Below are 23,892 nucleotides of genomic sequence, written 5' to 3'. Positions count from 1 at the left end.
TGCTCGTTCCGGCTTAGAATCCGAAGTTCATTGCAGTTAGATTGCGCTGTCGGCGTACGCCGACATCATTTCCGAACAGATAGCTCACACTGAGCGCGGCGGTCGCATCGCTGGCGCTGTAGTTGCCGTCATCCGCATAGGCACCACCAAGCGCAGCCCCCAGCTGAACGCGAGGCGTTGCATAGAACTCCAAGCCAATGCTGTAGCTGATCGCATTTACATCGTAACCGAGCACTTCGATGTAGCTGTAATCGAAGTCGCCGGTAATAGCGACGCGTTCGCTGACAACCGAGGCTGCCGAAAGCGAGGACAACAGAACCGTCTCGTCGGAAACATCATCAACGTCGGCGATCGCGAATACATGGCTGGTGTGCAGTGAATCACCTGATTGTCCAAACTGGAGGCCGAGGCCATAGATCGAAGCGCCTCCATCCACGATATCGGTTTCCGTGCGTCCCAGCACTGCACCGAAACGCCCAAATCCAAAATCGCTGTAACCAAAGGTAACAATCGCGGCAGTGTCTGCCTCGTAGAAAGAATTCTGATCTTCGGAATGGCTGGACTGTAGCGCAACCTGCAGGCCATAGCTGTCCGCAAAAGCGAGATCGACGTTACCGAAAAAAGTCCCTGTGCCGATGTCGCCGCTGTCGCCGCTTGTGCCCTGCGAGGATAGGCCAATCTCAGCACTACGCAATTCAGCCGAAGCCGTGCCAGCTGTCATAGCCACGCTGACGACAAGGAAGCCCGCAATTTTATTAAACATTTTCTTCTCCGTGTACGGGAACCCTAGAAAAGGGGTACCCGCCGGACATTCATCACCCTATCCTTTCAAGCGCAATTGGCCAGTCGCCTTATTGATGCAAAGGAAAGCATTTTTACAACTAAAGGGCACAAAAGAACAAAACTACTACGCCACCACCCCGTGATCCATTCGCACCACCCGGTCCATCCGGCTCGCCAACTCCAGATTATGCGTCGCGATCAGCGCCGATAGCCCCGTCCCCCGCACCAGCGCCATCAGCGCGTCGAACACCCGGTCGGATGTATCGGGATCGAGGTTGCCCGTGGGCTCGTCCGCCAACAAGAGCCGCGGCGCGTTGGCCAGCGACCGGCAGAAGGCCACGCGCTGCTGCTCGCCGCCAGACAGCGCCGCCGGGCGGTGATCGGCGCGCGGCTCGACGCCCACCTGCGCCAAAAGCTCGCGCGCCCGTTCCTCGGCCTCGCGGCGCGCGACACCGGCGGCAAGCTGCGGCAGAACGATGTTCTCCAGCGCCGTGAACTCGGGCAGCAGGTGGTGAAACTGGTAGATGAAGCCGACATCGGCGCGGCGCACCTGCGTGCGGCGGCGATCCGACAGAGCGGTCATCTCCTGCCCGCCGATGGCCACATGGCCCGCATCGGGCGTGTCGAGAAGTCCCGCGATGTGCAACAGCGTCGACTTGCCCGCGCCGGAGGGTGCGACGAGGGCCACGACCTCGCCCGGCCGGATCTCCAGATCCGCGCCACGCAACACCTGCACCTCGGACGGCTTGCCGCGGTTGTAGGTCTTGGTGAGACCGCTCAGTTTCAGGATCGGATCACTCATAGCGCAGCGCCTCGACCGGGTTCATCCGCGCCGCGCGGCGGGCGGGAAACAGCGTGATGACCCATGACAGGGTCAGCGACAGGGCCACGGCCGACAGCACGTCGCCCAGCTCCAGCTTGGCGGGCAGCGCATAGATGCCGCGGATCGACGGATCCCAGACATCGCCGCCCGACAGGTAGTTCACGGTGGCGAAGATCGGGTCGATCCAGATCGCGAAGGCACAGCCGAGGATCACCCCCAAGAGCGTGCCGATCGTGCCGATCCCCGCGCCGCAGATGAAGAACACCCTGAGCACCGAGCCTTCGGTCAGCCCCATGGTGCGCAGGATGCCGATGTCGCGGCCCTTGTTCTTCACCAGCATGATCAGCCCCGAGATGATGTTCATCGACGCGATCAGCACGAGGATCGACAGGATCACGAACATCACGTTGTCCTCGACCGTGAGCGCGCGCAGGAAAGACCCTGCGCTGTCGCGCCATGTCCACAGGAACGCGGTCGGCCCCGCCGCCGCCATGATCTCGGGCACGATCTCCTGCACGTTGTCGGGGTCCTCGACCATCACCTCGATCTCGCCCGCGACCCCGTCGCGGTTGAAGAAGAGCTGCGCCTCCGAAAGCGGCAGGTAGGCCCGCGTGCGGTCGATGTCGTAGCGCCCGGCGGTGAAGATGTAGGTGACCTCATAGGCCGATACCCGCGGGCTTTGCCCCATCGGGGTCTGCGCGCCGTTGGGTGACAGGATCCGCACCTTGTCGCCGATCACCGCGCCCAGCTCGCGCGCCAGGCCCGAACCGAGCGCGATGCCCTCGTCGAAGCGGGCGATGTCGCCGATGCCGGTCTCGGGATCGGCGATGCGCGGCAGCGAGCCGAGATCCCCGGCCCGGATGCCAAAGACCTCGACGCCCGCATTGCCGCCATCGAAGCTTGCCATCACCTGACCGCGCACCACCGGCGCGGCGCGGGTGACGCCGTCGATCCGCAAGAGCCGCTCGGACAGCCCCTCGTAATCCTCGATCACCCGGCGGGTGATGTCGGTGCCTTCGATCACGCTGTCCTGGTAGACGGTGACATGGGCGTTGGCGCCGAGAATCGTGTCGATGAACTCTTCGCGGAAGCCCGCGCGCACCGACAGCGTCGCGATCAGCGCAAACACCGCCAGCGTGATACCCACGAGGCTGATCCATGTCATGACGCTGACCCCGCCCTCGGCGCGGCGGGCGCGGATATAGCGCCAGGCGATCATCCACTCGAAGGCGGAAAACGGGGCGGTGCGATTGGCCATGGGCGGGTCCTGTCAAATGCGCGCGGACCTTGGGGGCGGGCGCGGGCGGGGTCAAGCCGCGACGCGGCCGCCTCACGCCACGGTGCTTGACGCGCGGGCCGGGGCCGGGTCAGCTTGGCGCCGGGGGATGTCATGACAGGCGCGGCGCGCCCGCATGGCGCGATTGGGGGGAGAAGCGCCGATGCGGGCCGTGATCTGCCGCGCCTATGGCGGCACCGAGCATCTGGAAATCGTCGACCGGGCCCTGCCCGAGCCGGGGCCGGGCGAGATCCGCGTCGGGCTGTGCGCCGGCACGGTGAGCGTGGCCGACTGGCGCATCCGGTCGCTCACCGTGCCGCCCGGTTACGGGCTGGTGCTGCGCGCCGCCATGGGCTGGACCGGCCCGCGCCAGCCGGTGCTGGGCACGGCGTTTTCCGGCGTGGTCGAAGCCGTGGGAGAGGGCGTGACGCGGTTCGGGCCGGGCGACGAGGTGTTCGGCTCCACCGGCATGAAGATGGGCGCCCATGCCGAGGCGGTCGTGGTCCCCGAAGACGGCCCGGTGGTCCACAAGCCCCATGCGGTGATCCACAGCCAGGCCGCCGCCCTGCCCTTCGGCGCGACGACCGCGCTGCAATTCCTGCGCGATCGCGGACGGCTTCGGGCGAAGGAGCGGCTGTGCGTCGTGGGCGCCTCCGGCGCGGTGGGGACGGCGGCGGTGCAGATCGGCCGGGCAATGGGCGCGCATGTGACCGCCGTCTGCTCGGCGGCCAATGCCGATCTCGTGCGCGATCTCGGCGCCCGCGAGGTGATCGCCCATGACGAGGGGGAGGATCCCTTTGCCCAAGAAAATCGCTTCGACGTGATCCTCGATGCCGTGGGCCGGGCGCCGCTGAAGCCGCGGATGCGGGCCTTGCGCCGCCGCGGGCGGCTGCTTCTGGTCTATGCGGGAATCGGCACCGAAATCGCGTCGCGCTTTGCGGGGCGTGGCGGGCGGCGGGCGCGCGGCGGCATCGCGCATGAAAGCCGCGCCGACATGGAGGAGATCGCCCGGCTGATCGAGGCGGGCGACCTGCGCGCGGTGATCGACAGCCGCTACCCCTTCACCGAAATCGCGCGCGCCTATGACCGGGTGGCCACGGGCCGCAAGCGCGGCGCCGTGGTGCTGTTGCCCGACGATATCTGACCGTCAGAGATAGGCGTAGATCCGCGCGATCTTCTCGACCGCCTGCTCGGGCGGCAGCTCCTCGCTTTCGCCGGTGCGGCGCGAGACCAGCTCGACCACGCCGTTCTTCAGCCCCTTGGGCCCGACGGTGATCCGCCACGGCAAGCCGATCAGGTCCATGGTGGCGAATTTCGCGCCCGCCCGCTCGTTGCGGTCGTCATAGAGCGGGTCGAGCCCGAGCGTGCGCAGACCGGCATAGATCCCGGCGCAGGCCGCGTCGGTCTCGGCGTCGCCCTGACGCAGGTTGACGATGCCGACATGGAACGGCGTCACGCCCTCGGGCCAGATGATGCCCTTCTCGTCGTGGCTGGCCTCGATGATCGCGCCGACGAGGCGGCTGACGCCGATGCCGTGGCTGCCCATCTCGACCGGCACGCGCTGGCCATCGGCATTGGTCACGGTCGCGCCCAGCGCCTCGGAATACTTGGTACCGAAATAGAAAATCTGGCCGACCTCGATCCCGCGCGAGGAGCGGCGGCGCTCTTCGGGCACCTTGTCGAACAGCGCCGGATCATGCGTCTCGTCGGTCCGCGCATAGGGCGTGGTCCATTCCGAGACGATCTCCTTGAGCTGGTCGGGATCCTCGTAATTCACCATCCGGTCCGACAGTTCGAGATCGAGGATCTCGCTGTCGTAAAACACCTCGCTCTCGCCGGTCTCGGCCAGCACGAGGAACTCATGCGTGTTCTCACCGCCGATGGGCCCGGAATCCGCGCGCATCGGAATCGCCTTGAGCCCCATCCGCTCGAAGGTGCGCAGATAGCTCACCATGTGGCGGTCATAGGCCTCCAGCGCGGCGTCACGGTCGACGTCGAAATTGTAGCCGTCCTTCATCAGGAATTCGCGGCCGCGCATCACGCCGAAGCGCGGGCGCATCTCGTCGCGGAACTTCCACTGGATGTGGTAGAGCGTCTTGGGCAGGTCGCGATAGCTCGACACGAAGCTGCGGAAGATGTCGGTGATCATCTCCTCGTTGGTGGGACCATAGAGCAGGTCGCGCCCGTGCCGGTCCTTGATCCGCAGCATCTCCTCGCCATACGCCTCGTATCGCCCGCTCTCGCGCCACAGGTCGGCCGATTGCAGCGTCGGCATCAAAAGCGGGATGTGCCCGGCCTTCTGCTGCTCCTCGTCGACGATGCGTTCGATGTTGCGCAGCACCTTGAGACCCAGCGGCAGCCACGAATAGATCCCGACCGCCGCCTGCTTGATCAGGCCGGCGCGCAGCATGTAGCGGTGGCTGACGATCTGCGCCTCGGCGGGCGTTTCCTTGAGCACGGGCAGGAAATAGCGGGTCAGGCGCATCGAGGAATCCTATGTCAGAGAGCCGGGTCAGCCGGGGAGCGGACGAATTCCCCTGTAGGCGAGAGCCGCGCACCTGACAAGCGCCGTCCCGCCCCCGCCCCTGCCGAGGCCAAGGGGCTTGCACGCCCGCGTCCCGACGGCGACATAGGTGGGAGACCCGCGCAAGGAGCGAATTCCGTGGCACTTCCGATCCAGCAGCAGGCGCGCATCTGGGCCGCCATCGCCGCCCTGACCTTCGTGCTGCTGTGGCTCCTGGGTGACGTGATCCTGCCTTTTCTGCTGGGCGGGGCGCTGGCCTATCTGCTCGACCCCGTGGCCGACCGGCTGGAGCGGCTCGGGCTGAGCCGGACATGGTCGGTGGCGGTGATCGCGCTGGGGGTGGTGCTCGTTTTCGTGGCGGCGGTGCTGTTGCTGATCCCGACGCTGATCCGGCAGACCAGCCAGCTAGTGCAGACCGCGCCCGAGCTGTTCTCGGGGCTGCGCGACGGGCTGGCCGCGCGCTTCCCCGATCTGATGGACGAAAGCTCCACCATCCGCGGCCAGCTCGACGCGATCGGTGCGGGCGTGCAGGCGCGCGGCGGCGAGATCCTCAACAGCGTGCTGACCTCGGCGATGGGGGTGATCAACCTGCTGGTGCTGTTCGTGGTGGTGCCGGTGGTCGCGGTCTACCTGCTGGTGGATTGGGACCGCATGGTGGCGCGGATCGACGAGCTTTTGCCGCGCGAGCACGCGCCGACGATCCGAAGCCTCGCGCGCGAGGTCGACCGGACGCTGGCCTCCTTCGTGCGGGGCCAGGGTCTCGTCTGCCTGATCCTCGGCACGTATTACGCGGTGGCGCTGGCGCTGGTGGGGCTGAATTTCGGGCTCGTGGTCGGGGCGATCGCGGGGCTCGTCACCTTCATCCCCTACGTCGGCGCGCTGGTCGGCGGGGTTCTGGCGATCGGGCTGGCGCTGTTCCAGTTCTGGGGCGACTGGGTCTGGATCGGCGCGGTGGCGGGGATCTTCGTCACCGGCCAGATGATCGAGGGCAACATCCTGACGCCGCGACTTGTCGGCGGATCGGTCGGGCTGCACCCGGTCTGGCTGTTGTTCGCGCTGGCGGTGTTCGGCACGCTGTTCGGCTTTGTCGGCATGCTGGTGGCGGTGCCCTTTGCCGCGAGCCTCGGGGTCTTTGCCCGCTTCGCCATCGCGCGCTATCAGGGCAGCGCGCTGTATCGCGGCAGCGCAGCGGCGATGCCGCCACCGGTTTCGCCGCCCGCCGGAGCCCCCGCCGAGACGCCCCCGCCGGAGCCCGCATGGCGTGGCAACTGAGCCTCGATCTGCCGCTGGCGGTGGCGCTGGGGCCCGATGATTTCATCCTGTCGGACGCCAACCGCGCCGCGCATGGCATGGTCACGGCGATGGGCTGGCCCGAAGGCAAGCTGGCGCTGATCGGCCCGCCCGGCTCGGGCAAGAGCCATCTCGCCCGCCTCTGGCAGGTCACGAGCGAAGCGATGATCCTGCGCGCGCAGGATCTCGGCCCCAGCCTGCCGCCCCCCGCCCCCGGCGCCGCCATCGTGGTCGAGGATATCGACCGGCTGCCGCGCGAGGCCGAAGTGACGCTGTTTCACCTGCACAACCGGCTCGCGGCCTCGGGCGGGCGGCTGTTGATGACCGCCGACCTCCCGCCCGCGCGGCTCGACATCGCGCTGCCCGATCTCGCCTCGCGGCTGCAGGCGACGGCGGTGGCGCGGATCGACGACCCCGACGACCGGCTTTTGGGCGCGGTGCTGGCCAAGCATTTCGCCGACCGGCAGCTGGTGCCCGCCGCCGGCGTGATCCCCTATCTCGCCGCGCGGATCGAACGCAGCTTTGCGAGCGCCGCCGCCGTGGTCGAACGGCTCGACCGGATGGCGCTGGCCGAGGCCCGGCCGGTGAACCGCGCGCTGGCGCGGCAGGCGCTTGGCGCGCACAGGTGAACCGGTGGTGCGCCTGCTTGCTGGACAATCAGGGCGGGCGGGCGCGATAGTGGGGCGACCCGTCACCTGAACGTTGCAAAGATGCGCCAGACAGCTCCCATGACACAGGCCGATTTCCTTGCCGCGGGCTTTCCCGAGCCCACCACGCTCGATGCCGACCTCACCGGGCCCGCACGCTTCGTCAACCGGGAGCTGAGCTGGCTCGGCTTCAATTTCCGGGTGCTCGAAGAGGCCGAGAACAGCCGCGTGCCGCTCCTGGAGCGGCTGCGCTTCCTGTCGATCTCGGCCACCAATCTCGATGAATTCTACACGGTGCGCGTGGCGGGCCTGCGCGAGCTGGCGCAGGCGGGCAACACCACCCCCGCCGCCGACGGTCTGACCCCGGCCGAACAGCTGCGCCAGATCGACCGCGAAGCCCGCGCGCTGATGGCGCGCCAGCAGGAAACCTTCGCCGCGCTCTGCGACGAGATGGCCGCACAGGGCATCTCCATCCTGGGCCGCGACGACGTCACCAAGAAGGATCTCGCCTTCCTGTCGGACGCCTTTCTCAACCGGGTCTTTCCCGTGCTCTCGCCGCTGGCGATCGACCCCGCGCACCCGTTCCCCTTCATCCCCAACGAAGGCCTGGCGCTGGCGCTTTCGCTCGAACGCGCCTCCGACAAGAAACCGCTGCGCGCGCTGTTGCCGGTGCCCGCCCAGATCGACCGCTTCGTGCAGCTGCCGTCCGAGGAAGGCCAGCGTTTCCTGCCGCTCGAAGAGCTGTTGCTGCTCAATCTCGACCAGCTGTTTCCCGGTTACCGGATGAAGGGGCACTGCACCTTCCGGGTGCTGCGCGACAGCGATCTGGAGGTCGAGGAGGAGGCCGAGGATCTGGTGCGCGAATTCGAGGTCGCGCTCAAGCGCCGCCGCCGCGGCGAGGTGGTGCGCATGAAGCTCTCGGCCGGCGCGCCGGCCGCGCTCAAATCCACGATCATGGAGGAGCTGCACATCCGCGACGCCGAGGTGGTCGAGGTGGAGGGGCTGATCGGCATCGGCAATCTCAAGGAGCTGGTGACGGATGCCCGCCCCGACCTGCTCTGGCCGCCCTTCACCCCGCGCGTGCCCGAGCGGGTGCAGGATCATGACGGCGACATGTTCGCCGCGATCCGGCAGAAGGACATGCTGCTGCACCACCCCTACGAGACCTTCGACATGGTCAACCGCTTCCTGCAGCAGGCGGCGACCGACCCCGACGTGGTGGCGATCAAACAGACGCTCTATCGTACCTCGCGCAACTCGCCCATCGTCGAGGCGCTGTGCGAGGCCGCCGAGGACGGCAAATCCGTCACCGCGCTGGTCGAGCTCAAGGCCCGCTTCGACGAGGCCGCCAATATCCGGCAAAGCCGCCGGCTGGAGCGTGCGGGCGCGCATGTCGTCTACGGCTTCACCCAGTACAAGACCCATGCCAAGGTCTCGACCGTGGTGCGGCGCGAGGGCGACAGCCTCGTGACCTATACCCATTTCGGCACCGGCAACTACCACCCGATCACCGCGCGGATCTATACCGATCTGAGCTTTTTCACCTGCGATGCCGGGCTGGGGCGCGATGCGACCAAGGTGTTCAACTATATCGGCGGCTCGGCCGAGCCGCGCGAGCTGGAAAACCTCGCCATCTCGCCGCTGACGCTGAAGCCCCGGCTTCTGGAGATGATCGCCGCCGAGGCCGAACACGCCCGCGCCGGCCGCCCGGCCGAAATCTGGGCCAAGCTCAACAGCCTCGTCGAGGCCGAGGTGATCGACGCGCTCTATGACGCGAGCCGCGCGGGCGTGAAGATCTCGCTGGTGATCCGCGGCATCTGCGGGCTGCGCCCCGGCATCGCCGGGCTGTCAGAGAACATCCGCGTGAAATCCATCGTCGGGCGCTTTCTCGAACACAGCCGCATCGTCTGTTTCGGCGCCGGGCGCGGCCTGCCCTCCAAGAAGGCGCGGGTGTTCATTTCGTCCGCCGACTGGATGGGCCGCAACCTCAACCGCCGGGTGGAGATCCTCGCCGAGATCACCAACCCCACGGTCAAGGCGCAGATCACAGACCAGATCATGGCTGCCAATCTCGCCGACGTGGCGCAAAGCTGGGTGATGGGGCCGGATGGGCGGTTCTCGCGCGCCGACTGGCCCGAGGACGGGCGGGCATTCTCCTGTCACCGCTTCTTCATGGAAAACCCGTCTCTGTCGGGCCGCGGCACCGCCGGGGCCGGTGATGTGCCACAGCTCACCCATGCCCATGATTGAACGCCGCCCTACCCTTTCGTAGCGGTTTCAGGGTCGTGGCCATTTTTCCTTTGCCCTCGCCGGGCAGGCCGTTAAGACCCCGCCCGATGCGGGGCGTTGACTCCGTGAAACGCCGGGCCACATGCTGCGGCAGGATCATGGGGGCTTCATGAACGAACACAGCGACGCGCAGAGCGGCGACTGGGGGCCTTTCGGGCGACCGCTTTTCAACGATCCCGAAACCCGGGCGCTGAGCCGGGTCGGCGTGGTTGATGTGGGGTCGAACTCGGTCCGGCTCGTCGTGTTCGACGGCGCGGCGCGCTCTCCGGCCTATTTCTACAACGAAAAGATCATGTGCGCGCTGGGCGAGGGCCTGTCCGAGACCGGCCGCCTGTCGCCCAAGGGGCGCGAGCGGGCGCTCAAGGCGCTCAAGCGGTTTGCCACGCTGGCCGTAGGCATGAACATCACCCCGCTCACCGCCGTCGCCACGGCAGCCGTGCGCGAGGCCGAGGACGGGCCCGAGTTCTGCGAAGAGGTGCTGCGCGAGACCGGGATCGAGATCCACGTGATCGAGGGCGACGAGGAAGCCCGGCTGTCGGCGCAGGGCGTGCTTCTGGGCTGGCCCGGCTCGTATGGCATGGTCTGCGACATCGGCGGCTCCTCGATGGAACTGGCCGATATCGACGATGGCCGCGTCGGCCGTCGCCTGACCTCGGCGCTCGGCCCGCTCAAGCTCAAGGAAGTGAAGGGCGGCGATGCGGGTCTCGAGGCATACATCAAGACCACGATCGACGAGATCCACGCCGAGATGAAGGGCGAGACCGGCATGCGGCTGTTTCTCGTCGGTGGCTCGTGGCGGGCGATCGCACGCTGCGACATGACGCGGCGCGACTACCCGCTCACCGTGCTGCACGAATACCGCATGACGACCGAGTCCGTGGCCGAGACCCGCAAATACATCGAGGCCGAGGACGCGGAGGCCCTGCGCGGCCGCGCGGGCGTGTCGTCGGACCGGATGGCGCTGGTGCCGCTGGCGATCCGGGTGCTCGACCGGCTGGTGCAGGTGTTCCAGCCCAAGGACATCACCATTTCCTCCTACGGCATCCGCGAGGGCATGCTCTACGAGCAGATGCCCCCCGCCCTGCGCGACCGCGATCCCCTGATCGAAGCCTGCCGCTTTGCCGAGGCCAAGGACGCGCGCATGCCCGGCTTCGGGCCGATCCTGTTCGATTTCGTCCGTCCGCTGTTCCCGCATGCCGACTGGCAGCGCAAGCGGATCATCAAGGCCGCCTGCCTGTTGCACGATGTCAGCTGGCGCGCCCATCCCGATTACCGCCCGCAGGTCTGTTTCGACAACGCCACCCGCGCCAATCTGGGCGGGCTCAAGCATTCGGAACGGGTCTTTCTCGGGCTGGCGCTGATGCACCGCTATTCCAACAAGCGCGAGGGCGCCCGCTACAAGCAGATGTTCACGCTCGTCTCCGAGGAGGACCAGCGCGAGGCGATGGTGCTGGGCAAGGCGATGCGTCTGGGCGCGATGATGTGGCTCGGGGCCGAGACGGTGCCGGGCAACCTCGCCTGGAACGCGGTGGACCGGACGCTGACGCTCGATCTCGATCCGCGGGCACGGTCGCTGTTCGGCGAAGTGGCCGAACAGCGGTTCAAGTCTCTGGTCTCGACGCTCGACGCCACCGGTGAAGTACGGATCCGCGACTAGCTCCGCGCCTAGCAGGCCATGAGATCCGACAGCCGCGACAGCCGTGCGGTCTCGGGCGCCGAAAGCCGTCCCGGCGCGGCCCAGCCGACACCGCGAAACGCAACACCCGCCGCCTGCGCCGTCGCCTCGTCGACCTCGGTGTCACCGACATAGATCGCCGTCTCCACCTCCAGCGCCGCGATCACGGCGTGCAGGTGGCCCGGATCGGGCTTGCGCGCGCAGACGGCGTCGGCGCCGCGCACCGCGTCGAACAGATGGTCGAACCCGAGCCCTTCGAGCACCGAGACCGCCAGCGCCTGCGGCTTGTTGGTGCACAGACCAAGCCGCCAGCCCGCCTCCGACAGCGCCGCGAGATCCTCGGCGACATGCGGATAGACGGTGGTGCCCTCCAGCGGCGCCTCGGCATAGCTGTCGAGATAGGCCTTGGTCAGGAAGGCGATGTCGTCGGGGGCGGCGGGGATGAACTGCCGCGCCAGCAGGTCCGCCACGAGCCGGTAGGCCCCGTGCCCGATCAGCCCGGCGATCAGGTCGGGCGGCGTCGGTTCGAGCCCATGCGCGGCAAAGGTCCGGTTGACGGCGGCGGCGATGCCGGGGGCGCTGTCGATCAGGGTGCCGTCGAGATCGAAGACAATGGCGCGACGATCGCTCTGCGCTGCTTGCCCCATAGCCGTCCTTTCCTGCCGTTCGGGTCAAGATTACGCCCGGCGGCGCCGGGGAGACAAGCGCTCAGATATCGTATTCGGGCGCATCGGGATCGGGGACGAATTCGGGGGCCTCGCGCTTGCGGCGGATGATGATGTCACCATTGTCGAGGATCTCGGGCGCCTCGTAATTGGCGATGTCATCGATCCGGTCGAGCACCTGCATCAGCGCCGGTCCCATTTCTGACAAGAGCGCGCGCAGATGCGGCTCGGCCATCCGCGCAAAGCCGCGGAAATCCTCGATGGCGGGCTCCATTTCTCCCATGATGCCCTCGAAGAACAGTTCCGCCCCCTCCTGCATCAGGCTGAATCCCTCCTCCTCCTCGGCGGGGGCCGTCTCCAGCTGGGCGGTGGCGGGGCCGGCGATGAGCGCGGCGGCGATGGCGGCATGGGCGATCTGTCTCATGCCCCAGACCTAGGCGGTGGCGCGCGTCTTTCCAGCCAGGTCGAGATCGAGCGTGACCGGGAAATGGTCCGACGCCACGAGCAGCGCCGCGCGCAGATCGGCATCGGCGTAGATGTCCGGGTCGTCGAACGGGTGCCAGATCCGCCAGCGCGGATGACGCGCGCACAGGTCGGGCGAAACCATCGCGTAGTCGAGAAGCGCCGAGAGAATGCGCCAGTCGGGCGGCACGGCGAAGCGCGCGGTGGCGGGCTGGGCCGCCACCGGATGCGCCAGCGCGAGGCGGGCATGCGGATCGTAAAGACGCCGTCCGGGTGCCGCTTCCTCGCCCAGCACGATCTCGACGCCCGAGCGGCCGAACAGCCGTTCCTGCGCGTCGAGACCGGGGCCGTCGTTGAAATCCCCCATCACCACGAGGCTGTCGCCCGCGTCGAGGTGATCCTCGACCCGGCCCCGCAGCCAGCCGCATTGCGCGATCTGCTTGCGCCGGTTCTCCACCGCGATGCGGCGCATCTCCTCGGGGTCGTCGGCCCCGTGCGGCGCCTTGGACTTGGCATGCACCCCGATCAGCCGCAGCACGGCGCCCTCGGTCTCGATGGCAAGCTCCAGCGGCGGTTTCGACCACGTGATCCGCGTCTCGCCCTGCCCGGCATGCAGATCGAAACGCGGCGCACGGGCGCTGTCGCGGGGATCGTGGCGGGCCGAGATGCGGTCGGGATCGAAGAGAAAGGCGATTTCCTGCTGGGTGTGGCTGGGATAGCCGATCATCGCCTCGCGCGCCCTGAGCCCGGTTTCGGCGGCAAAGCGCTCCAACGCCCGGACCCCGTCGCGCCGGCCACCCGTGTCGGGGGGCCTCGACCACCACGATCCCGTCGGCGTCGAGCGCGCGCATCACCCGCGCGATGCCGTCGAGCCGGGCCGCGCGGGTGATGCCGTAGCGAGCGGACTCGCCCGCAACGTGCAGGGGCTGGCCCGCATCGTCGAACAGCCGGTCGAACCAGGCGACGTTCCACGTCGCCAGACGCATCAGGCGCGGCCCGCCCCGCCATCCGGCGCGGCGGTGACGACCGGACCCGTGCCTTGGCCTTGGGAAATCCGCTCCCAGGCGCGGTTGGCGTCGATCAGGCGGCTCTCGGCCATCTTCATCGCCTCTTCGGGCAGGCCGCGCGCGGCGAGCCGGTCGGGATGGGTCTCGCGCACGATGGCGCGCCATGCGGCGCGGATCTCGCCCATATCGTCACCGGGCGCCACGCCCAGCACGTCATAAGGATCAGCCTCGGCTTCGGGGACGAAGCGCGCACGCAGCCGCGCGAAGCTGCGCGGGTCGATCTCGAAGATCTCGGCCACGCGCTGCAAAAAGGCGTTCTCGGCGGGGTGATAGTCGCCATCCGCCAGCGCGATGTGGAACAATCCTTCCATCAGGTCGCACAAGGGGCCCTTTTCGTCGCCGAACATGTCGGCGATCTTGGCCGCGTAATCCTCGAACCCCGCCACGTCGGTGCGCGCCATGTTAAAGACGCGCGCGGCATTGGCCTCTTCCTCGGGCGGGATGGTGAACACCTCGCGGAAGGCCGCGACCTCGCCGCGCGTGACCTGCCCGTCGGCCTTGGCCATCTTGGCGCCCAGCGCGATCACCGCGATGGCGAAGGCCACCGAGCGTTCGGGCGGCGTGCGCAGCCGGTCGAAGATCGAGGCGAGACTCTCGCCCTGCCGGAGGGCGGAGAGGATCTCGGCTATGCGGGTCCAGATCGACATGGGCTCACCTTAGCGCCGCGTTGCGGCATTGTCAGAGTCGTTTCTGCAGGATGGCAAGATCGAGCCAACGGCCGAACTTGCGCCCCACCTCGGGCATGGTGCCGGTGCGCACGAATCCCATCCGCTCGTGAAAGGCGATGCCGGCGGTGTTCTCGGCCGTGACGCAGGCCACCATGACATGCTTGTCGGCGGCGCGGGCCGTCTCGAACAGGCGCTCCATCATCAACCGGCCCGCGCCGCGCCCATGCAGCGACGGCGCGAGCAGGATCGTGTGTTCCACGGTATGGCGGTAGCCGTCGGTGCCGCGAAACGGGAACCAGCGGGCAAAGCCCTGCACGCCGCCTTCGTCCCAGACGAAAAAGGGGTCGCCCGATTGCGTGATCTCGGCGATCTCGGCCTCGCTGCGCTCTGTCGCGTTGAAGATCGAGCTGGTCTCGCGGATCACCCCGTTCCAGATGGCGGACAGGGCGGGCGCGTCGTCTGGCGTGGCGGTGCGGATCATTTCGCGGGGCTCCTGGGGCGGGCAATGTCGGCGCCCGTGATGTCGCGTTGCGCCCCTTCCCGCAAGAGCCCTTTCGATGCCCGGCCCGTGCGGCGGGACACCGGAACGCCCCGGCCCCGTTCGGGACGCGGGCGCGCCGGATCACAGCGAAACCGCGACGGGGCGTCAAAGCCGCGGCCTGAATGTCGCAGCACCCTTCGCGCGGGCATCATTCGCGCCTATGTTGAGGGCATGACATGGTTTCGCCCCCTCGCCGCGCTCATCGCCCTGTTCTGGGCCGCCCCGCTCGTCGCCGCGCAGGAGGCGCCGGATCTTCTGTCCCGATGGGTCGAGGAGCCGCGCGCGGCCTATCCCGTGGGCGAGGCGGAACTGGAGGATTTCGAATTCCGCGCGAGACCGATCGTGGTGTTTGCCGACGGCCCCGGCGATCCGCAGTTCGAACGGCAGGTCGCCTTTCTCGCAGAGCGGATCGACGAGCTGACGGCACGCGACGTGATCGTGCTCATCGACACCGATCCGGACGCCCGCAGCCCGATCCGCCGGGCGCTGCGTCCGCGCGGCTTCGCCGTGATCCTGATCGGCAAGGACGGGCGCATCGCGCAGCGCAAGCCCGCGCCTTTCACCGGGCGCGAGCTGATTCACGCGATCGACAAGCTGCCGCTGCGCCAGCAGGAGATCCGCGACGCCAACCGCCCCTTCGACCGGCCGGGCGCGCAGGCGATGCCGTTCAGCCGCACAGAATGAGGGCGGCGCGGGCCGGCCAGCCCTGACATTCGGCAGCGCCCGATCCGCAAGCCATTGGCGGGTTCGGCCCGCGCCGGTCAACGCTTCGTTCCCGGGTCACGAAAAGGGCCGCCGGGATTTCCCCCGGCGGCCCGAAATGTCATTCACCCACGGCCAGCGCCGGGGTGCGGCCCGCTCAGTAGCAGCCGCGGGCGTTCGGGTTGGCGACGCAGGGCGCGATGCCACCGATCGCACCACCGACGAGCGCGCCGGTGATGGCGTCTTCACCGGTGACTTCGGCGGCGGCAGCGCCGGCGAGAGCGCCGGTCGCGGCACGCTCACCAGGGGTCGCGCCGCAGGCAGCGAGGGTCGCGGCAACGCCGAGCGCGCCGAAGAGTTTGAACATGGATGCCATTCTTGGTCTCCGAAAATGAACGATTATGCCCCAGATGAAGATGTCAGTGCCATGTCACGCAGCGCGGCGCAAGGGAGGCCGGGCCTCGCCCCGGTTGTACCCTTCGCCCCACGACCAAGCATAGGCGGCATGTCGCCACCTGCTCCGGGCGTCATGCCGGGTACCACGCCCCGCGCCGCGCCTGTCGGCGATCACCAATCCTCGTCGTCGTCCTCATCCGCCTCGGAACCGGTTTCACCGAAGACATCCGGGAAGGCGTGGCGCGCCTGCGCCACGTCGATGCGCAAGAGCGCGTCGTAATCCTGCGGATCGAACGGGTCCTCGGCAGGCACCACCTCGCGGCCGAACAGCCAGCTCAGCCGCGCGGCATCGAGATTGCCGCGCACGAAGGGCTCCTCGCCGAACTGCGCCCAGAGCGCGGCCATGAAGCCTTCATCGGCGCGGCGGTCGGGCGGGCGGCGGTCGCGGAACCGCTCGCGCCGGATGATCTTGGTCGGACCGTCCTTGGCGGCGCGGCGAATGGTGAACTGGAAATCGGTGCCGGGCAGCCGGCCGGGAAATCCGCGGTGCTTTTCCATGTCAATCTTGTCCTCGGGCTGCGCCGCGCGATCTGCGGCAGTCCGCTTGATAGACCGCCACGCGGGCGCACGCCATCCCGCACGGCCTCGCGGATGCAGGAACGCGGAGGGGCGTCTCTTCAGAAACAACATGCGCCACGGCAAGGCTGGCCTCGCCCTCCTTGCAAAGCGAGGCAGCGCCCCCGTTCAAGCGATGCGGAGAGGCGTTCGGAGACCTAGCTTCCGGCGTGCCGCCACCCGGCGCGGCGCGCCTCGGCCTCGCTGCAGAACCAGCGCTCTCCCGCGCCGGTGTCGATCTTGGTGCGCCCGTAGAACGGATCGCCCGGCATGTGATAAATCCGGCCGCCCCCCGACACGTTGCCCTTGATCGCGCAGCCGCCCGCCTCGACGCGCTCGGGCGCGGCCTCGGAGGTGGAGCGACCGGCCCGCTTGGCGCGCCGCCAGTCCCAGGGGGGCCTCGACCTCGCCACGCCAGATGCCGCGCCCGGCGGCGCGGGCGGCCGCCTCGGTCTCGGCGTAATCCCTGGAGTATTCGACATAGGCCAGCGCGAGCCCGTTTGAAACCAGCGCCGCGCCGATATCCGCGCCATCAACGGCGCAACGGGCGACGATCCGGTCATAGCGGTCGATATCGACGGTCTCGCAGACCGCCTCGCGGCCCGCGAAGCGCAGCGAAGTCTCCTGCGTGACCCAGTCACCGCAGGCCCAGACCGCGCCCGACCCGGTGCCGCAGCTCTGGGCGTTCTCAGGCGCGTCGACGCCATGCAATCGCACCCGCGCGCCGCCCACGTCGAGCGTGTCGCCATCGATCACCGCGACCATGCCGGAGGGACCGGCTGCCGCCGCGGGCTCGGTCGAGCACAGACCCAACAGGGCAAGGATCGCGAAACAGGCCATGCCGGGGATGTCGGCGCTTTCGATGCCCCCGGCAAGTGTTTCGTTAACTTAAAGTTAAGATTTGCGCGCTAGGCGCGATCTTCAACGCTGCGCCACACGCCATGCGGGGTGAATCCACGGCTTTTCATCCAGCGGATCGAGCCTGCGGCCAAGGATATGGTCGGACGCCTTCTCCCCCACCATGATCGACGGCGCGTTGAGATTGCCGTTGGTGATGCGCGGAAAGATCGAGCTGTCCGCCACCCGAAGCCCCTCGACCCCGATCACCCGGCATTCGGGATCGACCACCGCCGAAGGATCGTCCTTGGCGCCCATCTTGCAGGTGCCGCAGGGGTGATAGGCGCTCTCGACATGCTCGCGGATCGCTTCGTTCAGCTCCTCGTCGGTCTGCGCGTGATCGCCCGGCTGGATCTCGTGGCCGCGATAGGGCGCAAAGGCGCGTTGGCCGAAGATCTCGCGGGTGAGCCGGATGCAGGTGCGGAAATCGGCCCAGTCCTGCTCGGTCGACATGTAGTTGAACAGGATCTTCGGCGCGTCCTCGGGGTTTCTCGAGGCCAGCGTCACATGCCCGCGCGAGCCCGAGCGCATCGGCCCGACATGCGCCTGGAATCCGTGCCCCTCGGCCGGGGCCTTGCCGTCATAGCGCACCGCCATCGGCAGGAAGTGATACTGGATGTCGGGATATTCGACGCCCGCGCGCGACCGGATGAAGCCCGCGCTCTCGAACTGGTTCGACGCGCCGAGGCCGGTGCGCGACAGCATCCATTGCGTGCCCGCCTTGCCCTTGCCCCAGAGATTCCAATGCGCATAGAGCGAGACGGGCTGCGTCGCGGCCATCTGGATGTACATCTCCAGATGGTCCTGCAGGTTCTGGCCCACCCCCGCGCGATCGGCGACCACATCGATGCCATGCTCGGCCAGATGCGCCGCCGGGCCGATGCCAGACAGCATCAGAAGCTTGGGCGAGTTGATCGAGGAGGCGGCGATGATCACCTCGGCCCGGGCGCGGATCACCTCGGCCCGGCCCCCGCGCGAAAGCTCCACCCCCGTGGCGCGGCCGTCCTCGATGACGACCTTGTGGGCGAGACCGCGGATCAGCGTGCAGTTCTCGCGCTTGAGCGCGGGGCGCAGATAGGCGTTGGCCGCCGACCAGCGGGTGCCCTGCCAGATCGTCGCCTCCATCGGGCCGAAGCCCTCCTGCTGCGCGCCATTGTAGTCGTCGGTGAGCTGGTAGCCCGCCTGCCCGCCCGCCTCGACGAAGGCGCGGGTCAGCGGGTTGTCGCGCGGGCCGCGCGTGACATGGAGCGGGCCGTCATGGCCCCGGCGGGCCGGATCGCCGCCATGGCCGCTGTCGTGCCAGTTCTCCATCCGCTTGAAATAGGGCAGCACGCCCGCGTAATCCCAGCCGGTCGCCCCCATTTCCGACCATGTGTCGAAATCGCGCGCATGGCCGCGCACATAGACCATGCCGTTGATCGAGGACGAGCCGCCGATCACCTTGCCGCGCGGCGTCGCCAGACGGCGGCCGCCCAAGTGAGGCTCGGGCTCGGACTTGTAGCCCCAGTCATAGCGCGACATGTTCATCGGGTAGCTCAGCGCTCCGGGCATCTGGATGAACGGCCCCGCATCCGAGCCGCCATGCTCGATCACGATGACGCTCTTGCCCGCCTCCGACAGGCGGTAGGCCATGGTACAACCGGCGCTGCCGGCCCCGACGATCACGTAGTCCGCTTCCATCACACGCATCCCGCATTCATGGGGGCGCGGCCATTCATGGCCGCGCCCGGTCGTTTCCAATCGCCCCTCGCAGGGCTCAGTAGGGCGCCTCGACCTCGCCCATCGCGACATAGACGGTCTTGAGCTGGCTCCAGTGCTCGATCGCCACCTGGCCGTTCTCGCGGCCCACGCCCGACATCTTCATGCCGCCGAACGGCGCCTCCACGGGCGTCAGGTTGTAGGTGTTGATCCAGCACGACCCGGCCTGCAGACGGCCCACGAAGCGATGCGCGCGCGCCAGATCGCGGGTGAACACCCCGGCCGAGAGGCCATAGACCGTGGCGTTGGCACGCTCGAGCGCCTCTTCCTCGGTCGAAAAGCCGAACACCGACATCACGGGGCCGAAGATCTCCTCGCGCGCGATGGTCATGTCGTCGCGCACATCGGCAAAGACCGTGGGCTCGATCCAGTAGCCTTCCCCCTCGGGGCGACCGCCGCCCGTCACGAGGCGCGCGCCTTCGGCCACGCCCTGGCTGATGAAGCCCTCGACGATCTCGCGCTGGCGCGCGGAGACCATCGGGCCGAAATTGGTGGCCTCGTCGAGCGGGTCGCCCATTTTCACGCCCTTCAGACGCTCGGCCAGCCGGTCGAGAAACGCCTCGCGGATGCCGTCCTGCACGAAGACGCGGGTGCCGTTCGAACAGATCTGCCCGGTCGAATAGAAATTGGCGTTGATCGCCGCCGACACCGCGTCCTCGAGGCTGGCATCGTCGAAGATCACCAGGGGCGACTTGCCGCCAAGCTCCATCGTCACCGCCTTCATGCCCGACGCGGCGCTGGCATAGACCTTGCGGCCCGTCGGCACGGAGCCGGTGAGCGACACCTTCGCCACGCGGTCGTCATCGACCAGACCGGCGCCGACCTCGCCATAGCCCTGCACCACGTTGAACACGCCCGGCGGCGCGCCCGCCTCGATCAGGATCTCGGCCACCTTGAGCGCCGAGAGCGGCGTCGTCTCGGAGGGCTTGAACACCATGGTGTTGCCGCAGGCCAGCGCCGGGGCGGCCTTCCAGCAGGCGATCTGGGTCGGGTAGTTCCACGCCCCGATGCCGACCGTCACGCCCAGCGGCTCGCGCCGGGTGTAGATGAAGTCGTCGCCCATCTGGATGTGCTCGCCCGAAAGCGTCGCGGCAAGGCCGCCGAAATATTCGAGCGCGTCGGCACCCGACGTCGCATCGGCCACCAGCGTTTCCTGCAGCGGCTTGCCGGTGTCCTTCGTTTCCAGCTCCGACAGCTCGCGGTTGCGCGCGCGGATGATGTCGGCGGCGCGGCGCAGGATGCGGCCGCGCTCGGTGCCGGTGAGCGCGGCCCATGCGGGCTGCGCGCGCTGCGCCGCCGCGATCGCCCGGTCGACGAGCGCCGGGGTCGCAGCGTGCAGGTTGGCGATGGTCTCGCCGGTGGCCGGGTAGATGACCGGCAGGGCCGCGCCGCTGTCATCCTCGACATACGCGCCGTCGATGAAATGGCTGGCCTCGGGCTGCGTGGCATAGGTCATGATTGCGTACTTTCGGAATGGTGAATGGGAGGCCTCACTCTCCGCGCGGATAGCGCTGGCTCTCCTCGAGAATGTTGAGATCCATGTGATTGCGCATGTAGCGTTCCGAGGCGGCGCGCAGCGGCTGGTAGTCCCACGGGTAATAGCCGCCCTGCCGCAGCGCCTCGTAGACAACCCAGCGCCGGGCCTGGCTCGCGCGGACCTGCGCGTCGGCCAGGTCGAGGTTCCAGCGCTCCGCCGCGATGGCGCGGAAATGCGCCAGCGTATCGGCATGGGCGGGGTCTTGGGCGAGATTGGTGCGCTCGGACGGGTCGGCCTCGAGATCGAAAAGCTGCTCGGGATCGACCGGGCAGGCCGTGTATTTGAACCGGCCTTCGCGCAGGCAGACCATCGGCGCGATCGAGCCTTCGGCGGCGTATTCGATCGCCACGGGGCTGGTGCGAGTCTCGCCCTGCCCCAGCGGCTTCAGGCTTTCGCCATCAGTCCAGGGCATGACCTCCGACATGTCGACACCGGCGAGATCGCACAGCGTCGGTGTCACGTCGATCGCCGAGACCGGCGCGGTGACGAGGCCCGGCTCCATGCCGGGGGCGGCGATCATCAAAGGCACCCGCGAGGAGCCCTCGAAGAAGCTCATCTTGAACCACAGCCCCCGCTCGCCGAGCATGTCGCCATGGTCCGAGACGAAGACCACGATCGCTTCTTGCCGCGTGTCCTGAAGCACCTGCAGGATCTCGCCCAGCTTATCGTCGATATAGCTGATATTGGCGAAATAGCCCTGACGCGCGCGGCGGATCATCTCGGGCGTGATGTCGAACTTGGCGGCATCGGCGGCGTCGAGCAGGCGTTTCGAATGCGGGTCCTGATCTTCGTAGGGGATCGGATCGCTCTCGGGGTCGAGATGATCGCAGTCGTTGTAGAGATCCCAGTATTTCCGGCGCGCCACATAGGGGTCGTGCGGATGGGTGAAGCTCACCGTCAGGCACCAGGGCCGGGCGTCGTGACCGCGCGCGAGGTCATAAAGCTTGGTCTTGGCCTGGTGCGCGACGTCGTCGTCATATTCGAGCTGGTTGCTGATCTCGGCCACGCCCGCGCCGGTGACGCTGCCGAGGTTGTGATACCACCAGTCGATCCGCTCATCGGGCTTGCGCCAGTCGGGGGTCCAGCCGAAATCGGCGGGGTAGATGTCGGTCGTGAGCCGCTCTTCGAAACCGTGCAGCTGGTCGGGGCCGACGAAATGCATCTTGCCCGACAGGCAGGTCTGCCAGCCGGCGCGGCGCAGGTGATGCGCGAAGGTCGGCACGTCAGAGGGAAACTCGGCGGCGTTGTCGTAGACGCCGGTGCGGTAGGGCAGCTGGCCCGACATGAACGCCGCCCGGCCCGGCGCGCAGAGCGGGCTGCCGGTATAGGCGTTGGCAAAGCGGGTCGAGCGCGCGGCCAGCGCCTTGAGATGGGGCGCGTGCAGCCAGTCGACCGGCCCGTCGGGAAACAGCGTCCCGTTCAGCTGGTCGGCCATGACGATGAGAATGTTCGGGGTCGAGGTCATTTCAGCTCCAGTTCGAGCGCGGCAAGCAGTTGGCGCGTGGCGGCGGGGCCGTCGGCGGGACCGCCCGCGAGCCCCTGCTTGAGGTACATTCCGTCGATCAGCGCCGCGAGACGTTCGGCGGCATCCCCCGCCCCCGGCCCCAGAAGCGCGCGCAGATCATGGGCGAGGTTCGAGCGCAGGCGGCGGTGATAGATTCGCAACAACCGCGCGGCGGGCGCGGAGGTCCGGGCGAGGACATAGAAATTCAGCCATGCGGCGATCACTTCGGGCCGGAAATTCGAGGGGCCGAAATTGGCCCGCAGGATTGCCGCGACCCGGGCGCGCGGGTCGCCCTTCGCAGCGATCAGCGCGTCGCGCACCTCGCCCGAATATTCGGCCAGAAGATGGCGCATCGCGGCGAGGAAGATCCTCTCCTTGTTGCCGAAATAGTGATGCGCCAGCGCCGAGGACATGCCGGCGCGCCGCGCGATCTGCGCCACCGTCACGTCGAGCGAGCCCTGCGCGCCGATCTCCTCGATCGTCGCTTTGACCAGCGCGGCGCGCCGTATAGGTTCCATCCCGAGCTTGGGCATCGAAGAATCTCCGGTCTGCCCCGGCCCAACGACCGGGTTGCAACGGCGACCCTAATCGGCTTTTTATTGACGCGTCAATCAAGAACCAGAACCCACAGAGAGGACGATTTCCATGATGCTTCGCTCCACGATCAGCGCGCTGGCGCTCGTAGCGGCCGCCACCGGCGCCCATGCCCAAGACGCCGCGCAGTGCGGCGAGGTCACGCTGTCGGATGTCGGCTGGACCGACATCACCGCGACCACCGCCACCACCGCCATCGTGCTCGAGGGCCTTGGCTACGAGCCCGAGATCAAGGTGCTCTCGGTGCCGGTGACCTTCACCTCGATGTCGGATGGCGACATCGACGTGTTCTTGGGCAACTGGATGCCCACGCAGTCGTCCGAAATCGCCCCCTATGCCGAGGATGGCAGCATCGAGACGGTGCACAAGAACCTGACCGGCGCCAAATACACGCTGGCCACCAACGCCGCGGGCGCGGCACTGGGCATCGCCGATTACGCCGACATCGCCGCGCATGCCGACGCGCTCGACAGCACCATCTACGGCATCGAGCCGGGCAATGACGGCAACCAGCTGATCCTCGAAATGATCGAGACCGACGCCTTCGGCCTGTCGGATTTCGAGGTCAAGGAAAGCTCCGAGCAGGGCATGCTGGCGCAGGTCGACCGCGCGAGCAAGCGTGACGAGCCGGTGATCTTCCTCGGCTGGGAACCCCACCCGATGAACGCCAATTACGACATGACCTACCTGACCGGCGGCGATGACTGGTTCGGCCCGAACCTGGGCGGCGCCGAGGTCTATACCGTGACCCGCAAGGGGCTCGTGGAAGAATGCCCCAATCTCGGGGCGCTGCTGCAGAACCTCGAATTCTCGCTCGAGATGGAAAACGAGATCATGGGCTCGATCCTCAATGACGGGATGGACCCGCGCGACGCCGCGCAGGCCTGGCTCGCCGCCAACCCCGGGGCGGTCGAGCCCTGGCTCGACGGCGTGACCACGCTTGACGGCTCCGAGGCCCTGCCCGCCGTCACGAGCCTGATCGAGGGCTGATCGCCCGTACCGGCGACGCGCCGCGACACCGCCGCGCGCGCCCTTCTCCCGGCCCGATCGGGCCGGGACACGGATTTCGGTCGCGCGCCTTCCGGTCTGCGCGGCCCCCGCCCATTCGACCCGCGGCGCGCCCCGCCGCATTCCCCGATACGGAGACCCCGATGACCCGACCGAACCAAGGCGCCGCCC

22 protein-coding genes and 2 pseudogenes are annotated in these 23,892 nt (G+C 68.0%); 7 read left to right on the top strand and 17 right to left on the bottom strand.

Annotation, left to right across the window (positions count from 1 at the left end; genetic code table 11):
- Positions 1-13 precede the first annotated feature (13 nt).
- The 3 genes from LOKHON_RS13080 to LOKHON_RS13070 form a co-directional block, all read right to left on the bottom strand.
- Positions 14-763 (bottom strand): hypothetical protein, encoded by a 750-nt coding sequence (locus tag LOKHON_RS13080; RefSeq protein WP_017927120.1) that lies wholly within the window; start codon positions 761-763, stop codon positions 14-16.
- Positions 764-907: 144 nt separating this feature from the next.
- A complete protein-coding gene (locus LOKHON_RS13075; RefSeq protein ID WP_017927119.1) occupies positions 908-1,585 on the bottom strand; it encodes an ABC transporter ATP-binding protein in 678 nt (225 codons plus the stop codon).
- Complete coding sequence (locus LOKHON_RS13070; RefSeq protein WP_017927118.1) at positions 1,578-2,864, bottom strand: lipoprotein-releasing ABC transporter permease subunit; 1,287 nt, start codon at positions 2,862-2,864, stop codon at positions 1,578-1,580. The genes LOKHON_RS13075 and LOKHON_RS13070 overlap by 8 nt, the downstream gene beginning before the upstream one ends.
- A 181-nt stretch (positions 2,865-3,045) precedes the next feature.
- On the opposite strand from LOKHON_RS13070, the gene LOKHON_RS13065 reads away from it, so the two are divergent.
- Positions 3,046-4,026: an NAD(P)-dependent alcohol dehydrogenase gene (locus LOKHON_RS13065; protein ID WP_017927117.1), complete on the top strand. Its 981-nt coding sequence runs from the start codon at positions 3,046-3,048 to the stop codon at positions 4,024-4,026.
- Between the two features lie 3 nt (positions 4,027-4,029).
- On the opposite strand, the gene proS is transcribed toward LOKHON_RS13065, so the two are convergent.
- A complete protein-coding gene (proS, locus tag LOKHON_RS13060) occupies positions 4,030-5,367 on the bottom strand; it encodes a proline--tRNA ligase (protein WP_017927116.1) in 1,338 nt (445 codons plus the stop codon).
- A 177-nt stretch (positions 5,368-5,544) separates the two neighbouring features.
- On the opposite strand from proS, the gene LOKHON_RS13055 reads away from it, so the two are divergent.
- The 4 genes from LOKHON_RS13055 to LOKHON_RS13040 all read left to right on the top strand — a co-directional run bounded on the left by LOKHON_RS13055 (position 5,545) and on the right by LOKHON_RS13040 (position 11,289).
- Positions 5,545-6,678, top strand: a complete 1,134-nt coding sequence (locus LOKHON_RS13055; RefSeq protein WP_017927115.1) for an AI-2E family transporter — start codon at positions 5,545-5,547, stop codon at positions 6,676-6,678.
- A complete protein-coding gene (locus LOKHON_RS13050) occupies positions 6,663-7,325 on the top strand; it encodes a P-loop NTPase family protein (RefSeq protein ID WP_017927114.1) in 663 nt (220 codons plus the stop codon). Before LOKHON_RS13055 ends, LOKHON_RS13050 begins: the two co-directional genes overlap by 16 nt.
- 99 nt (positions 7,326-7,424) lie before the next feature.
- Entirely contained in the window at positions 7,425-9,593 is a 2,169-nt protein-coding gene (locus tag LOKHON_RS13045) for an RNA degradosome polyphosphate kinase (protein WP_017927113.1), read from the top strand.
- Positions 9,594-9,741: 148 nt separating this feature from the next.
- Entirely contained in the window at positions 9,742-11,289 is a 1,548-nt protein-coding gene (locus LOKHON_RS13040; RefSeq protein WP_026147303.1) for a Ppx/GppA family phosphatase, read from the top strand.
- 8 nt (positions 11,290-11,297) lie between these two features.
- Here the strand turns inward: LOKHON_RS13040 and LOKHON_RS13035 are convergent, their stop codons facing one another.
- The 5 genes and pseudogenes from LOKHON_RS13035 to LOKHON_RS13015 all read right to left on the bottom strand — a co-directional run bounded on the left by LOKHON_RS13035 (position 11,298) and on the right by LOKHON_RS13015 (position 14,650).
- The gene (locus LOKHON_RS13035) at positions 11,298-11,954 is read right to left on the bottom strand and encodes an HAD-IA family hydrolase (RefSeq protein WP_017927111.1); all 657 of its coding nucleotides are present in this window, start codon (positions 11,952-11,954) and stop codon (positions 11,298-11,300) included.
- A 61-nt stretch (positions 11,955-12,015) separates the two neighbouring features.
- Positions 12,016-12,396: a hypothetical protein gene (locus tag LOKHON_RS13030; RefSeq protein WP_017927110.1), complete on the bottom strand. Its 381-nt coding sequence runs from the start codon at positions 12,394-12,396 to the stop codon at positions 12,016-12,018.
- Between the two features lie 9 nt (positions 12,397-12,405).
- Positions 12,406-13,420: pseudogene (locus LOKHON_RS13025) on the bottom strand (endonuclease/exonuclease/phosphatase family protein).
- On the bottom strand, positions 13,420-14,148 hold the full coding sequence (locus tag LOKHON_RS13020) for a molecular chaperone DjiA (RefSeq protein ID WP_017927108.1): 729 nt from the start codon (positions 14,146-14,148) through the stop codon (positions 13,420-13,422). The pseudogene LOKHON_RS13025 and the gene LOKHON_RS13020 overlap by 1 nt, the downstream one beginning before the upstream one ends.
- A 31-nt stretch (positions 14,149-14,179) precedes the next feature.
- Positions 14,180-14,650: a GNAT family N-acetyltransferase gene (locus tag LOKHON_RS13015; protein ID WP_017927107.1), complete on the bottom strand. Its 471-nt coding sequence runs from the start codon at positions 14,648-14,650 to the stop codon at positions 14,180-14,182.
- Positions 14,651-14,881: 231 nt separating this feature from the next.
- Between LOKHON_RS13015 and LOKHON_RS13010 the strand changes: the two genes are divergently transcribed.
- Positions 14,882-15,394 (top strand): DUF4174 domain-containing protein, encoded by a 513-nt coding sequence (locus LOKHON_RS13010; protein WP_017927106.1) that lies wholly within the window; start codon positions 14,882-14,884, stop codon positions 15,392-15,394.
- A 175-nt stretch (positions 15,395-15,569) separates the two neighbouring features.
- On the opposite strand, the gene LOKHON_RS13005 is transcribed toward LOKHON_RS13010, so the two are convergent.
- The 8 genes and pseudogenes from LOKHON_RS13005 to betI form a co-directional block, all read right to left on the bottom strand.
- On the bottom strand, positions 15,570-15,779 hold the full coding sequence (locus tag LOKHON_RS13005; protein WP_017927105.1) for a hypothetical protein: 210 nt from the start codon (positions 15,777-15,779) through the stop codon (positions 15,570-15,572).
- A 200-nt stretch (positions 15,780-15,979) separates the two neighbouring features.
- Positions 15,980-16,366 carry a hypothetical protein gene (locus tag LOKHON_RS13000; RefSeq protein ID WP_017927104.1) on the bottom strand — a complete coding sequence of 129 codons (387 nt, stop codon included), beginning with the start codon at positions 16,364-16,366 and terminating at the stop codon, positions 15,980-15,982.
- 215 nt (positions 16,367-16,581) lie between these two features.
- Positions 16,582-16,695, bottom strand: coding sequence for a sunset domain-containing protein (locus LOKHON_RS16700; protein ID WP_483810260.1), 114 nt, complete (start codon positions 16,693-16,695; stop codon positions 16,582-16,584).
- Positions 16,696-16,894: 199 nt separating this feature from the next.
- Positions 16,895-17,188 (bottom strand): annotated as a pseudogene (locus tag LOKHON_RS16695) (thermonuclease family protein); the annotation flags it as partial.
- 156 nt (positions 17,189-17,344) lie between these two features.
- Positions 17,345-19,000, bottom strand: a complete 1,656-nt coding sequence (gene betA / locus LOKHON_RS12990) for a choline dehydrogenase (protein ID WP_026147301.1) — start codon at positions 18,998-19,000, stop codon at positions 17,345-17,347.
- 76 nt (positions 19,001-19,076) lie between these two features.
- Positions 19,077-20,534, bottom strand: a complete 1,458-nt coding sequence (gene betB, locus LOKHON_RS12985; protein ID WP_017927101.1) for a betaine-aldehyde dehydrogenase — start codon at positions 20,532-20,534, stop codon at positions 19,077-19,079.
- A 34-nt stretch (positions 20,535-20,568) separates the two neighbouring features.
- Positions 20,569-22,080, bottom strand: a complete 1,512-nt coding sequence (betC, locus tag LOKHON_RS12980) for a choline-sulfatase (RefSeq protein ID WP_017927100.1) — start codon at positions 22,078-22,080, stop codon at positions 20,569-20,571.
- The gene (betI, locus tag LOKHON_RS12975) at positions 22,077-22,652 is read right to left on the bottom strand and encodes a choline-binding transcriptional repressor BetI (protein WP_017927099.1); all 576 of its coding nucleotides are present in this window, start codon (positions 22,650-22,652) and stop codon (positions 22,077-22,079) included. The genes betC and betI overlap by 4 nt, the downstream gene beginning before the upstream one ends.
- A 112-nt stretch (positions 22,653-22,764) precedes the next feature.
- Between betI and choX the strand changes: the two genes are divergently transcribed.
- Positions 22,765-23,703, top strand: coding sequence for a choline ABC transporter substrate-binding protein (gene choX, locus LOKHON_RS12970; protein WP_017927098.1), 939 nt, complete (start codon positions 22,765-22,767; stop codon positions 23,701-23,703).
- Positions 23,704-23,892: the final 189 nt, after the last annotated feature.

It is taken from the genome of Limimaricola hongkongensis DSM 17492 (assembly GCF_000600975.2).
GTDB classification, from domain to species: Bacteria; Pseudomonadota; Alphaproteobacteria; order Rhodobacterales; family Rhodobacteraceae; genus Limimaricola; species Limimaricola hongkongensis.
The sequence above is the reverse complement of the archived record's forward strand: the minus strand, read 5'-3'. Positions and strand labels throughout refer to the sequence as shown.

Coding starts and splice junctions, on each gene's coding strand:
- LOKHON_RS16700 (WP_483810260.1), bottom strand. CDS start 16,695: ATGCCGGGCGATCCGTTCTACGGGCGCACCAAGATCGACACCGGCGCG.
- LOKHON_RS13005 (WP_017927105.1), bottom strand. CDS start 15,779: ATGTTCAAACTCTTCGGCGCGCTCGGCGTTGCCGCGACCCTCGCTGCC.
- betA (WP_026147301.1), bottom strand. CDS start 19,000: ATGGAAGCGGACTACGTGATCGTCGGGGCCGGCAGCGCCGGTTGTACC.
- LOKHON_RS13015 (WP_017927107.1), bottom strand. CDS start 14,650: ATGATCCGCACCGCCACGCCAGACGACGCGCCCGCCCTGTCCGCCATC.
- LOKHON_RS13045 (WP_017927113.1), top strand. CDS start 7,425: ATGACACAGGCCGATTTCCTTGCCGCGGGCTTTCCCGAGCCCACCACG.
- LOKHON_RS13050 (WP_017927114.1), top strand. CDS start 6,663: ATGGCGTGGCAACTGAGCCTCGATCTGCCGCTGGCGGTGGCGCTGGGG.
- LOKHON_RS13075 (WP_017927119.1), bottom strand. CDS start 1,585: ATGAGTGATCCGATCCTGAAACTGAGCGGTCTCACCAAGACCTACAAC.
- betI (WP_017927099.1), bottom strand. CDS start 22,652: ATGCCCAAGCTCGGGATGGAACCTATACGGCGCGCCGCGCTGGTCAAA.
- LOKHON_RS13065 (WP_017927117.1), top strand. CDS start 3,046: ATGCGGGCCGTGATCTGCCGCGCCTATGGCGGCACCGAGCATCTGGAA.
- betB (WP_017927101.1), bottom strand. CDS start 20,534: ATGACCTATGCCACGCAGCCCGAGGCCAGCCATTTCATCGACGGCGCG.
- LOKHON_RS13035 (WP_017927111.1), bottom strand. CDS start 11,954: ATGGGGCAAGCAGCGCAGAGCGATCGTCGCGCCATTGTCTTCGATCTC.
- LOKHON_RS13030 (WP_017927110.1), bottom strand. CDS start 12,396: ATGAGACAGATCGCCCATGCCGCCATCGCCGCCGCGCTCATCGCCGGC.
- LOKHON_RS13080 (WP_017927120.1), bottom strand. CDS start 763: ATGTTTAATAAAATTGCGGGCTTCCTTGTCGTCAGCGTGGCTATGACA.
- proS (WP_017927116.1), bottom strand. CDS start 5,367: ATGCGCCTGACCCGCTATTTCCTGCCCGTGCTCAAGGAAACGCCCGCC.
- LOKHON_RS13000 (WP_017927104.1), bottom strand. CDS start 16,366: ATGGAAAAGCACCGCGGATTTCCCGGCCGGCTGCCCGGCACCGATTTC.
- LOKHON_RS13010 (WP_017927106.1), top strand. CDS start 14,882: ATGACATGGTTTCGCCCCCTCGCCGCGCTCATCGCCCTGTTCTGGGCC.
- LOKHON_RS13070 (WP_017927118.1), bottom strand. CDS start 2,864: ATGGCCAATCGCACCGCCCCGTTTTCCGCCTTCGAGTGGATGATCGCC.
- LOKHON_RS13020 (WP_017927108.1), bottom strand. CDS start 14,148: ATGTCGATCTGGACCCGCATAGCCGAGATCCTCTCCGCCCTCCGGCAG.
- LOKHON_RS13040 (WP_026147303.1), top strand. CDS start 9,742: ATGAACGAACACAGCGACGCGCAGAGCGGCGACTGGGGGCCTTTCGGG.
- choX (WP_017927098.1), top strand. CDS start 22,765: ATGATGCTTCGCTCCACGATCAGCGCGCTGGCGCTCGTAGCGGCCGCC.
- betC (WP_017927100.1), bottom strand. CDS start 22,080: ATGACCTCGACCCCGAACATTCTCATCGTCATGGCCGACCAGCTGAAC.